This window comes from Halomonas sp. S3-1-1 (genome assembly GCF_023757625.1).
Classification (GTDB): Bacteria; Pseudomonadota; Gammaproteobacteria; order Pseudomonadales; family Halomonadaceae; genus Vreelandella.
The window spans coordinates 86,014-98,258 of record NZ_JALGBZ010000001.1; the positions used below are offsets into that span (position 1 = coordinate 86,014).

The window sequence follows — 12,245 nt, forward strand, 5'->3', positions numbered from 1 at the left end:
CACCATGGCCAAGAAAGTACAGGCTTATATCAAACTGCAGGTCGCTGCAGGTAAAGCCAATCCGAGTCCGCCCGTCGGCCCCGCGCTGGGTCAGCACGGCGTCAATATCATGGAATTCTGCAAGGCGTTCAACGCTGCAACCCAGGATATTGAAGCCGGTCTGCCGACGCCTGTCGTGATCACCGTTTATTCCGACCGTAGCTTCACGTTCGTCACCAAAACCGCGCCTGCTGCCGTGCTGCTGAAAAAAGCCGCTGGCATCAAGTCCGGTTCTGGCGTACCGAACAAGCAAAAAGTCGGTACCGTGACCCGCGAGCAGCTCGAAGAGATCGCCCGCACTAAAGAGCCGGACATGACGGCCGCCGATCTTGACGCCGCCGTACGCACGATCGCTGGTAGCGCTCGTAGCATGGGCCTAAACGTGGAGGGTCTCTGATCATGGCTAAACTGTCCAAGCGCGCGCAGAACATTCGCGCCAAAGTAGACACCAAGAAAGCGTACTCTCTGGAAGAAGCGGTCAACCTGCTCTCCGAGCTCTCCACCGTGAAGTTCAAGGAGTCCGTGGACGTGGCGATCAACCTGGGCGTTGATCCGCGTAAATCCGACCAGGTCGTTCGTGGCGCTACCGTCATGCCTAACGGTACTGGCAAGGACGTACGCGTTGCTGTCTTCACCCAGGGTGCCAACGCCGACGCCGCTAAAGAAGCCGGCGCCGACATCGTGGGCATGGACGAGCTGGCTGAGCAGGTCAAAAAGGGCGTGATGGACTTTGACGTCGTCATCGCCTCGCCGGACGCCATGCGCGTTGTGGGCCAGCTGGGTCAGATCCTCGGCCCGCGCGGCCTGATGCCGAACCCGAAAGTCGGTACCGTGACGCCGGACGTCGCTACCGCGGTGAAAAACGCCAAGGCCGGTCAGGTACGTTTCCGTACCGACAAAAACGGTATTATCCACACCACGCTGGGTAAAATCGATTTTGAAGCGAGCGCCGTTGCCGGCAACCTGGAAGCGCTAGTCGCTGACCTGAAGCGTCTCAAGCCGAGCACGTCCAAGGGTATCTACTTTAAGAAAATGACACTGTCCACTACCATGGGCCCGGGTATCACCATCGACCACTCCGCCTACGTCTAAACGTCGTCGGAACTCGATGGAGGCGCGCCGGGCACTGCCCGGCGCGCCTGACAGAAGTAAGGCAAGAACTTTGCGGTCCTCCACGCATGCGTGGAGCGCCGTCAAAGACCGCAGGTGCCAGCCGAGGCAACGTCTCGATGGCTTAATCGCTCAAAGCGCCTGCGCAGATGGTGTGGCCGCCAGTTGGTTGATGCTTTTAAGCAGCGCTTGTCTGGTGAGCACCATCCCTACGGCTTTCGGGGAGCGGTTGGCTCCGAAAGAGATGGTAACCACCGGGCCTTGAAGGTCCGGCACGAAGGAGTGATCACTGTGCCACTAGCACTTGAAGGCAAGAAAGCGATTGTTGCCGAGGTGAGTGAAGCGGCCAAGGACGCACTCTCCGTCGTAGTTGCCGATTCTCGCGGCGTGACGGTTGGCAAAATGACCGACCTGCGCAAGCAAGCGCGCGAGAATGGCGTCCAGATTCGTGTTGTCCGCAACACCCTGGCACGCCGCGCCCTCGAGGGCACTCAGTGGGAGTGTCTGACCGAGAGCTTCGTTGGCCCGACTCTGTTGGCTTTCTCCACCGATCATCCGGGCGCTGCCGCTCGTTTGTTCAAGGAGTTTGCCAAGGCCGAGCAGAACTTCGAAGTAAAAGCGCTGGCCTACGAAGGTGAGCTGATTCCGGCTGCCGACATCGACCGTCTGGCAACCCTGCCGACTTACGACGAGGCTATCGCCAAGTTGATGTCGGTCATGAAAGAAGCCTCCGCTGGCAAGCTGGTTCGTACCCTGGCCGCCCTGCGCGACCAGAAGCAGGAAGCCGAAGCGGCGTAAACCGCTTCCCCTGCTGGCAGCGTGAAAGCGCTGTTAGAGCCGAGCAACGAATCCCGAGTCGCAAGACTCCCGCAAAGTTAGGAATGAAACAATGGCACTGTCCAAAGACGATATCATCAATGCTGTAGCCGACATGTCCGTAATGGAAGTTGTCGAGCTGATCGAAGCAATGGAAGAGAAATTCGGCGTATCTGCAGCCGCTGCTGTTGTCGCTGGCCCGGGCGCTGGTGGCGACGCCGCTGCCGCTGAAGAGCAGACCGAGTTCGACCTAGTTCTGACTTCTGCTGGCGACAAGAAAGTCAACGTCATCAAGGCCGTTCGCGAAATCACCGGTCTTGGCCTGAAAGAAGCCAAGGGTGCCGTCGACGGCGCGCCGGCTACGCTGAAAGAAGGCATGTCCAAGGACGACGCAGAAGCTGCGAAGACCAAGCTGGAAGAAGCAGGCGCATCCGTCGAGCTCAAGTAATTCTTGTGCCGGTGGCTTTACGCGCGGCGTAAGCTTCCACGGCTGGCGGCGGGCCCTCCCGCTGCCGGCCTTTTTCTGTTGTAACTGGCATCAAACGCGTTGCCGTGTTATGCAGAAAGGCTGCCAATAGGGCAGCCACACAGTAAGACCGGTGTTTGGTATCGTCGTTAAAGGGTTTTATACCCGAATGAGCGTCGGATAACACTGTTATCTATCAAGATTTTTGACGGCGAGCTACCGATTTAGGAGCTTGCTGTCTGCGTCTGAAACGCCCGCGGGGCAGATGACCACGCATCGGCCACCCATGGTGAACAAGCTGGGGAATACAGATGGCTTACTCATATACTGAGAAAAAACGCATCCGCAAGGATTTCGGCAAACTGCCCCAAGTGATGGATGTGCCTTACTTGCTGGCGATCCAGCTTGATTCCTACTACGACTTTCTCCAGCAGGACCGTTCGCCTGACGAGCGTCACGAGGTCGGTCTGCATGCGGCGTTTAAGTCCGTCTTTCCGATCGAGAGCTTTTCCGGCAACGCCGCGCTCGAGTATGTCAGCTACCGCTTCGGCACGCCGGCGTTCGACGTAAAAGAGTGCCAGCTGCGCGGTGTCACCTACTCGGCACCGCTGCGCGTGAAGGTTCGCTTGATCATTTATGATCGCGACTCTTCCAATAAAGCCATTAAAGATATCAAAGAGCAAGAAGTCTACATGGGGGAAATTCCCCTGATGACTGAGAACGGTACCTTCGTCATCAACGGTACCGAGCGGGTAATCGTTTCCCAGCTCCACCGCTCACCCGGTGTGTTCTTCGATCACGACAAGGGCAAGAGCCACTCGTCCGGCAAGCTTTTGTACTCTGCTCGCGTGATTCCTTACCGCGGCTCTTGGCTCGACTTCGAATTCGACCCGAAAGACAACGTGTTCGTGCGTATCGACCGTCGCCGCAAACTGCCGGCCTCGGTGCTGATGCGTGCGCTGGGTATGAGCACCGAAGAGATCCTCGACGAATTCTTCGAGACCAGCAAGTTCCACATCGAGAAGTCCGGCTTCTCTGTGGAGCTCGTGCCGTCGCGCCTGCGCGGTGACACCGCCACCTTCGACATCAAGGATGGCAACGGCGAGCTGATCGTCGAGGAAGGCCGTCGTATCACCCAGAAGCACATCCGCCAGCTGGAAAAGGCCGGACTCGAGCGTCTGGAAGTGCCGATGGAGTACCTGTTCGGCAAGACTCTGGCCAAGGATCAGATCGACGCCAAGACCGGCGAGTTGATCGTCAACTGCAACACCGAGATCACCCCGGAAGTGCTCGAGCGCATGGCCCAAGGCGGCATCACGCAAATCGAGACGCTTTACACCAACGATCTCGACTGCGGTTCGTTCATCTCCGACACCCTGAAGCTCGACACCACCGGGTCGCAGCTCGAGGCGCTCGTCGAGATCTATCGTATGATGCGCCCCGGCGAGCCGCCCACCAAGGAAGCCGCCGAGACGCTGTTCCACAACCTGTTCTTCACCGAAGATCGCTACGATCTCTCCGGTGTGGGCCGGATGAAGTTCAACCGTCGCCTGCGTCGTGAATCCGACACTGGCTCCGGCGTGCTGGATCGCACCGACATCCTCGACGTGCTGCGCGAGCTGATCAACATACGTAACGGCTTCGGCGACGTCGATGACATCGACCACTTGGGTAACCGCCGTATTCGCTGCGTCGGCGAAATGGCCGAGAACCAGTTCCGTGTAGGCCTGGTGCGCGTTGAGCGCGCGGTGAAAGAGCGTCTGTCCATGGCCGAAAGCGAAGGCCTGATGCCGCAGGATCTTATCAACGCCAAGCCGGTCGCGGCGGCGGTGAAAGAGTTCTTCGGTTCCAGCCAGCTTTCCCAGTTCATGGACCAGAACAACCCGCTGTCCGAGGTCACGCACAAGCGTCGTGTCTCCGCGCTAGGCCCGGGCGGTCTGACCCGCGAGCGCGCCGGCTTCGAGGTGCGCGACGTACACGCCACGCACTACGGCCGTCTGTGCCCGATCGAAACGCCGGAAGGCCCGAACATCGGTCTGATCAACTCGCTGGCGACCTACAGCCACACCAACAGCTACGGTTTCCTCGAGACGCCGTACCGCAAGGTGAACGCGGGTCAGGTCACCGACGATATCGTTCACCTCTCGGCGATCGAAGAGGGTGACTTCGTCATCGCTCAGGCCTCGGCGGCGGTCAACGAAGCCGGCCAGCTCTCTGATGATCTGGTGCAGGTGCGTCACCGTGGCGAGACCACGTTCATGCGTCCCGAGCAGGTCACGCTGATGGACGTGTCGCCGCGTCAGGTCGTCTCCGTGGCTGCGGCGCTGATTCCGTTCCTCGAGCACGATGACGCCAACCGCGCATTGATGGGCGCGAACATGCAGCGTCAGGCGGTGCCGACGCTGCGCGCCGACAAGCCGCTCGTGGGTACCGGTATGGAGCGTTTCGTGGCGCGCGACTCCGGCGTGTGCGCCGTGGCGCGCCGCGGCGGCGTAATCGACTCCGTCGACGCGCGTCGCGTGGTAGTACGGGTCAACGAAGATGAGATCATCGGCGGTGAAGCCGGGGTCGACATCTACAACCTGACCAAGTACACCCGTTCGAACCAGAACACCTGCATGAACCAGCGCCCGATCGTGCGCCCCGGCGACAACGTCGCCCGCGGCGACATCCTCGCCGACGGCCCGTCCGTCGACATGGGTGATCTGGCACTCGGTCAGAACATGCGCATCGCGTTCATGCCCTGGAACGGTTACAACTTCGAGGACTCCATCCTGCTCTCCGAGCGGGCGGTTCAGGAAGACCGTTTCACTACGATCCACATCCAGGAGCTGACCTGCGTGTCCCGCGACACCAAGCTCGGCCCGGAAGAGATCACCTCGGACATTCCCAACGTCGGCGAGTCGGCGCTGGGCAAACTGGACGAGGCGGGTGTCGTCTACATCGGTGCCGAAGTCGGCCCCGGCGACATTCTGGTCGGTAAGGTCACGCCGAAGGGCGAAACCCAGCTGACGCCGGAAGAGAAGCTCTTGCGTGCCATCTTCGGTGAGAAGGCAAGCGACGTTAAAGATACGTCGCTGCGTGCGCCGACCGGCATGAAGGGTACGGTCATCGACGTGCAGGTCTTCACCCGCGACGGTGTCGAGAAGGACTCCCGCGCGCTCTCCATCGAGCAGATGCAGCTCGACGAAGTCCGCAAGGATCTTCAGGAGACCTACCGGATCGCCGAAGACGCCACGTTCGAGCGTCTCAAGCGCACCCTGGACGGTCAGGCGGTCAACGGCGGCCCGCAGCTCAAGAAGGGCGACGTGCTCGACGAAGCCTACCTGGAAGAGCTTCCGCGTCAGCAGTGGTTCAAGCTGCGCATGCAGGACGAGTCGTTCAACGAACTGCTCGCCCAAGCTGACGAACAGCTCGAAAACCGTCGTAAAGAGATGGACGAGCGTTTCGAAGACAAGAAGCGCAAGCTCACTCAGGGCGACGACCTCGCACCGGGCGTGCTTAAAATCGTCAAGGTCTACATGGCGGTCAAGCGTCGCATCCAGCCGGGCGACAAGATGGCCGGCCGTCACGGTAACAAGGGTGTCATCTCGGCGATCATGCCGATCGAGGACATGCCGTTCGACGATAAGGGCGAGCCGGTCGACGTGGTGCTCAACCCCTTGGGTGTTCCGTCGCGTATGAACGTGGGTCAGATCCTCGAAACCCACTTGGGCATGGCCGCTCGTGGTTTGGGTGTGAAGATCGACGCCATGCTGCGCGACGCCCGTGGCCAGCAGCTGGCGGAAATCCGCGACTTCCTCGGTCAGGTGTACAACACCCCGGGTACGCGCCTTGAAGACATCGATTCGCTCAGCGACGACGAAGTCATTGCGCTGGCGAAGAACCTCAAGGGCGGTGTGCCGATGGCCACGCCGGTGTTCGACGGTGCCAAGGAGCACGAGATCAAGCACCTGCTGAAGCTTGCGGACATTCCCGAGTCCGGCCAGATGAAGCTGTACGACGGGCGTACCGGCGACATGTTCGATCGCCCGGTAACCGTGGGCTACATGTACATGCTGAAGCTCAACCACCTGGTCGACGACAAGATGCACGCCCGTTCTACCGGCTCGTACTCGCTGGTGACCCAGCAGCCGCTGGGCGGTAAGGCGCAGTTCGGTGGCCAGCGCTTCGGTGAAATGGAAGTGTGGGCGCTGGAAGCCTACGGCGCGGCGTACACGCTACAAGAGATGCTCACCGTCAAGTCGGACGACGTCGAAGGCCGCACCAAGATGTACAAGAACATCGTGGATGGCGACCACACCATGCAGGCAGGCATGCCGGAGTCCTTCAACGTACTGGTGAAGGAAATCCGCTCGCTGGGCATCGATATCGAGTTAGAGAGCTAGGAGCTGTCCAATGAAAGATTTGGTGAAAGTACTCAAATCGCAGTCTCAGTCCGAAGAGTTTGATGCGATCAAGATTACCCTTGCGTCGCCGGACATGATTCGCTCCTGGTCGTTTGGCGAGGTGAAAAAGCCCGAGACCATCAACTACCGGACGTTCAAGCCCGAGCGTGATGGTCTGTTCTGCGCCAAGATCTTTGGCCCAGTGAAGGACTACGAGTGCCTGTGCGGCAAGTACAAGCGCATGAAGCACCGCGGCATCATCTGCGAGAAGTGCGGTGTCGAAGTGACCAAGGCCGCCGTGCGCCGTGAGCGCATGGGCCACATCGAGCTTGCGAGCCCGGTGGCCCACATCTGGTTCTTGAAATCGCTGCCTTCACGCATCGGCATGTTCCTGGACATGACGCTGCGTGACATCGAGCGCGTGCTCTACTTCGAATCGTTTGTGGTGATCGACCCGGGCATGACTACGCTCGAGCGTGGTCAGCTCTTGAACGACGAGCAGTATTTTGAGGCCCTTGAAGAGTTCGGCGACGACTTCGATGCCCGCATGGGCGCCGAAGCAGTGCAGGAGCTTCTGAAAGACATCGATCTGGAAGAAGAGATCAACACGCTGCGCGAAGAGATTCCGCAGACCAACTCCGAAACCAAGATCAAGAAGCTCTCCAAGCGCTTGAAGCTTCTGGAAGCGTTCTACCACTCCGGCAACGCGCCGGCGTGGATGGTCATGGAAGTGCTGCCAGTGCTGCCGCCGGATTTGCGCCCGCTCGTCCCGCTGGACGGCGGCCGCTTCGCGACGTCGGATTTGAACGACCTGTATCGCCGCGTGATCAACCGCAACAACCGCCTGAAGCGTCTGCTCGATCTGAACGCGCCGGACATCATCGTGCGCAACGAAAAGCGTATGCTTCAGGAGGCGGTCGACGCGCTGCTGGATAACGGCCGCCGCGGCCGTGCGATCACCGGCTCCAACAAGCGCCCGCTGAAATCCCTGGCTGACATGATCAAGGGTAAGCAGGGCCGTTTCCGTCAGAACTTGCTGGGCAAACGCGTCGACTACTCCGGTCGTTCGGTCATCACCGTCGGCCCGACCCTGCGTCTGCACCAGTGCGGTCTGCCGAAGAAAATGGCGCTCGAACTGTTCAAGCCGTTCATCTACTCGAAGCTTCAGTCGCTGGGGCACGCCTCCACGATCAAGGCCGCGAAGAAGATGGTCGAGCGCGAGCTACCGGAAGTGTGGGATATCCTTGCCGACGTCATCCGCGAGCACCCGGTACTCTTGAACCGCGCACCGACCCTGCACCGCCTCGGTATCCAGGCGTTCGAGCCGCTGTTGATCGAAGGTAAAGCGATCCAGCTGCACCCGCTGGTGTGTGCGGCCTACAACGCCGACTTCGACGGCGACCAGATGGCGGTCCACGTACCGCTGACCCTGGAAGCCCAGCTCGAAGCCCGTGCGCTGATGATGGCCACCAACAACGTGCTGTCACCGGCCAACGGCGAGCCGATCATCGTACCGTCTCAGGACGTGGTACTGGGTCTTTACTACATGACCCGCGAGAAGATCAACGCCAAGGGCGAGGGCATGGTGTTCTCTGGCCTGAACGAGGTCGAGCGCGCCTTCGGTACGCAAACCGTTTCCTTGCATGCCCGCATCAAGGTGCGACTCGATGAAGTCGTGATCGACGAAGAGACCGGCGAGCGCAGCGACAAGCGCTCCATTTACGACACCACCGTCGGTCGTGCGCTGCTGTTCCGCATTCTGCCGGAAGGCGTGCCGTTTGAGCTCATCGACAAGCCGATGAAGAAGAAGGCGATCTCCGGGCTGATCAACGAGGTGTATCGCCGCTCCGGGCTCAAGCCCACGGTGATCTTCGCTGACCAGCTGATGTACACCGGTTTCCGCCTGGCGACCTGGTCCGGCGCCTCCATCGGCGTCAACGACTTCGTCATTCCGGACGCCAAGACCGAGATCGTCGACGCGGCGGAAGCCGAAGTCAAAGAGATCGAAGACCAGTTCTCCTCCGGTCTTGTGACCGCGGGTGAAAAGTACAACAAGGTCATCGACATCTGGTCCAAGGCCAACGATAAAGTGGCCAAGGCGATGATGACCGGTATCTCGAAAGAGACCGTGATCGACCGTGATGGCAACGAAGTCGAGCAGGACTCGTTCAACAGCGTCTTCATCATGGCCGACTCCGGCGCCCGAGGTAGTGCGGCCCAGATCCGTCAGCTCGCCGGTATGCGCGGACTGATGGCCAAGCCGGACGGCTCGATCATCGAAACGCCGATCGTCGCCAACTTCCGTGAAGGTCTGAACGTACTTCAGTACTTCATCTCGACCCACGGTGCACGTAAAGGTCTGGCGGATACGGCCCTGAAAACGGCCAACTCCGGTTACCTGACGCGTCGTCTGGTCGACGTGGCCCAGGATCTGGTCATCACCGAGACCGATTGCGGCACCGAGAACGGCCTGACGCTGCACCCGATCATCGAGGGTGGCGACATCATCGTACCGCTGTCTCAGCGTGTACTCGGCCGCGTCGTGGCGCTGGACGTCATCGACCCGAGCACCGAGGAAGTGTTGATCGCGCGTAACACGCTGCTCGACGAGAAGTGGTGCGCGGCGCTTGACACCATGGGCGTCGACGAAATCGTGGTGCGCTCGACCATTACCTGTGACACGCCGCACGGTGTTTGCTCGTCCTGCTACGGGCGCGATCTGGCCCGCGGTCACCAGGTCAACATCGGTGAGTCCGTGGGCGTCATCGCCGCGCAGTCCATCGGTGAGCCGGGTACCCAGCTGACCATGCGTACGTTCCACATCGGCGGCGCGGCCTCGCGCTCCTCGGCGGTGGACAGCGTTCAGGTCAAGCACGGCGGTAAGGTACGTCTGCACAACATCAAGCACGTCGAGCGCGCCGACGGCAAACTGGTCGTGGTGTCACGCTCCAGCGCCCTGGCCGTCGCCGACGACCACGGCCGTGAGCGCGAGTACTACAAGCTGCCCTACGGTGCCGAACTGTCGGTACGCGACGGCGACGTCGTCGATGCCGGTGCGACCGTGGCCAAGTGGGACCCGCACACGCATCCGATCGTGGCCGAGGTGGAAGGTAAAGCGCAGTTCATCGACCTTGACGAGGGTGTCACCATGCACCGCTCCGTCGATGAGATGACCGGCCTCTCTTCCATCGAGGTAATCGAGTCCGCGGCGCGCCCGATGGCTGGCCGCGACAAGCGCCCAATGGTCATGCTGCAGGACGCCGCCGGTGAGTACGTGTCGGTCTCCGGTTCCAACACGCCGGTACAGTACCTGCTGCCGGGTAACTCGATCATCTCCGTCGACGATGGTACCGCCATCGGCGTGGGTGAGGTCGTCGCCCGTATTCCGGTCGAGGCGTCCGGTAACAAGGACATCACCGGTGGTCTGCCGCGCGTGGCGGATCTGTTCGAGGCGCGCAAACCCAAGGAATCGTCGATTCTTGCCGAGATCAGCGGCGTGGTGAGCTTCGGTAAGGAGACCAAGGGCAAGCGTCGTCTGACGATCACCCCGGAATCTGGCGATCCCTTCGAGGCGCTGATTCCCAAGTGGCGCCAGATCGCTGTGTTCGAAGGCGAGACCGTCGAGAAGGGCGAGGTCATCTCCGATGGCCCGAGCAACCCGCACGACATTCTGCGTCTTCTGGGCGTGGCGGAGCTGGCCAAGTACATCACCGCCGAGGTGCAGGACGTTTACCGTCTGCAAGGCGTTGGCATCAACGACAAGCACATTGAAGTCATCGTGCGTCAGATGCTGCGCAAGGTCGAAATCACCGATTCCGGTGACTCCGACTTCATCACCGGTGACCAGGCAGAGCTTGTGCGCGTACTCGAGCAGAACGAGCGTCTCGAGAAAGAAGGCAAGTTCCCGGCCAAGTACACGCGTCTGCTGTTGGGTATCACCAAGGCGAGCCTGGCGACCGAGTCGTTCATTTCGGCGGCCTCGTTCCAGGAGACCACGCGGGTACTGACCGAAGCGGCAGTCACCGGCAAGCGTGACTACTTGCGCGGTTTGAAAGAAAACGTCGTGGTGGGACGTCTGATTCCGGCTGGTACCGGTTTGACTCACCACGCCGAGCGTCGTCGCAAGCGCGAAGACGTCGAGCGTCTGTTCAACCCCTCGGCGACCGAGGTCGAACAGGAGCTGGGTGCTCAGCTCACCGCTCTCGACACCGACGACGAGCTGTAATCAGCTCGAAGGTTTCGAGTCACGCGGTTGAGTGATTCACCAGGCGGCTGGTCCCAGGGGCGCGGTTCCGCCGGCAAAACGCCGGCGGGGCTTGACGAAACCCGGGGTGAGCCATTAGAATGCGCAGCCTTTAACAGTGGGGTGGGTGCGCCCGCACCGCTAAAAAGGCCAAGGCAACCATTGGAGTCAGCTAAACACCATGGCAACGATTAATCAGCTAGTGCGCAAGCCGCGCAAGCGCCCCGTCACGAAAAGTGACGTGCCCGCGCTTCAGGCCTGCCCGCAAAAGCGCGGCGTTTGTACCCGCGTTTACACCACCACCCCGAAGAAGCCGAACTCGGCCCTGCGTAAGGTTTGCCGTGTGCGCCTGACCAACGGGTTCGAAGTCTCTTCCTACATCGGTGGTGAAGGTCACAACCTGCAGGAACACTCCGTTGTTCTGATCCGTGGCGGTCGTGTAAAAGACTTGCCCGGTGTGCGTTATCACACCGTTCGCGGCGCGCTCGACACCTCCGGCGTACAGAACCGTCGTCAGGGTCGTTCCAAATACGGTACCAAGAAGCCGAAGTCCTAAGACTCACGGTCTCTTTAATACGAATTTGCTGGTCTGATAAGAGTAAGGTCGGGCAACGCCATAAGGCGACCGTAAGCCCCGGGTTTACCTGAAGGATCCTTAATTGAGGGCTTATCATGCCTAGAAGAAGAGTTGTAGCCAAACGCGAAATCCTGCCGGATCCGAAGTTCGGAAGTGACCGCTTGGCGAAGTTCATGAACCACCTGATGGTCAGCGGCAAAAAGTCCGTAGCTGAGCGCATCGTATACGGTGCGTTGGACAGGGTTGCCGAGCGTAGTAATGAAGAGCCGCTGGAAATCTTCGACAAAGCGCTGGAAACCATTCAGCCGATGGTCGAAGTGAAATCGCGCCGCGTTGGCGGTGCGACCTATCAGGTGCCGGTTGAAGTTCGTCCGTCTCGCCGCCAGGCGCTGGCTATGCGCTGGCTGGTAGACGCTGCGCGTCGCCGCGGTGAAAAAACGATGGTTCAGCGCCTTGCAGGCGAAATGCTGGACGCCGCCGAAGGCAAGGGCTCCGCTGTCAAGAAGCGTGAAGACGTGCATCGTATGGCTGAAGCCAACAAGGCCTTCTCTCACTATCGTTTCTAAGCTCGGCGTTGCTGAGTGGGTTTCTTTTAACCCGTTGCGT

At 60.3% G+C, this 12,245-nt stretch carries 8 protein-coding genes; all 8 read left to right on the forward strand.

The genetic code is table 11. The features are described from left to right. Positions 1-4: 4 nt before the first annotated feature. The 8 genes from rplK (at position 5) to rpsG (ending at position 12,205) form a co-directional block, all read left to right on the forward strand. Positions 5-436, forward strand: coding sequence for a 50S ribosomal protein L11 (gene rplK, locus MQW23_RS00450; protein WP_252105850.1), 432 nt, complete (start codon positions 5-7; stop codon positions 434-436). A 2-nt stretch (positions 437-438) separates the two neighbouring features. After that, positions 439-1,131, forward strand: coding sequence for a 50S ribosomal protein L1 (gene rplA, locus MQW23_RS00455; RefSeq protein ID WP_252105851.1), 693 nt, complete (start codon positions 439-441; stop codon positions 1,129-1,131). Between the two features lie 309 nt (positions 1,132-1,440). Continuing rightward, positions 1,441-1,947 (forward strand): 50S ribosomal protein L10, encoded by a 507-nt coding sequence (gene rplJ / locus MQW23_RS00460; RefSeq protein WP_252105852.1) that lies wholly within the window; start codon positions 1,441-1,443, stop codon positions 1,945-1,947. Positions 1,948-2,038: 91 nt separating this feature from the next. After that, the gene (rplL, locus tag MQW23_RS00465) at positions 2,039-2,413 is read left to right on the forward strand and encodes a 50S ribosomal protein L7/L12 (RefSeq protein WP_252105853.1); all 375 of its coding nucleotides are present in this window, start codon (positions 2,039-2,041) and stop codon (positions 2,411-2,413) included. A gap of 329 nt (positions 2,414-2,742) precedes the next feature. Next, positions 2,743-6,819: a DNA-directed RNA polymerase subunit beta gene (gene rpoB / locus MQW23_RS00470; RefSeq protein WP_252105854.1), complete on the forward strand. Its 4,077-nt coding sequence runs from the start codon at positions 2,743-2,745 to the stop codon at positions 6,817-6,819. A 10-nt stretch (positions 6,820-6,829) separates the two neighbouring features. Further along, positions 6,830-11,044 (forward strand): DNA-directed RNA polymerase subunit beta', encoded by a 4,215-nt coding sequence (gene rpoC, locus MQW23_RS00475; RefSeq protein ID WP_252105855.1) that lies wholly within the window; start codon positions 6,830-6,832, stop codon positions 11,042-11,044. A 199-nt stretch (positions 11,045-11,243) separates the two neighbouring features. After that, entirely contained in the window at positions 11,244-11,618 is a 375-nt protein-coding gene (gene rpsL / locus MQW23_RS00480; protein WP_252105856.1) for a 30S ribosomal protein S12, read from the forward strand. 116 nt (positions 11,619-11,734) lie between these two features. Then, positions 11,735-12,205 (forward strand): 30S ribosomal protein S7, encoded by a 471-nt coding sequence (rpsG, locus tag MQW23_RS00485; RefSeq protein WP_252105857.1) that lies wholly within the window; start codon positions 11,735-11,737, stop codon positions 12,203-12,205. Positions 12,206-12,245 lie beyond the last annotated feature (40 nt).

Excerpts from the sequence above, each read along its gene's own strand:
- rplK (WP_252105850.1), top strand. The coding sequence starts at position 5 with ATGGCCAAGAAAGTACAGGCTTATATCAAACTGCAGGTCGCTGCAGGT.
- rplA (WP_252105851.1), top strand. The coding sequence starts at position 439 with ATGGCTAAACTGTCCAAGCGCGCGCAGAACATTCGCGCCAAAGTAGAC.
- rplL (WP_252105853.1), top strand. The coding sequence starts at position 2,039 with ATGGCACTGTCCAAAGACGATATCATCAATGCTGTAGCCGACATGTCC.
- rpoB (WP_252105854.1), top strand. The coding sequence starts at position 2,743 with ATGGCTTACTCATATACTGAGAAAAAACGCATCCGCAAGGATTTCGGC.
- rpoC (WP_252105855.1), top strand. The coding sequence starts at position 6,830 with ATGAAAGATTTGGTGAAAGTACTCAAATCGCAGTCTCAGTCCGAAGAG.
- rpsL (WP_252105856.1), top strand. The coding sequence starts at position 11,244 with ATGGCAACGATTAATCAGCTAGTGCGCAAGCCGCGCAAGCGCCCCGTC.
- rpsG (WP_252105857.1), top strand. The coding sequence starts at position 11,735 with ATGCCTAGAAGAAGAGTTGTAGCCAAACGCGAAATCCTGCCGGATCCG.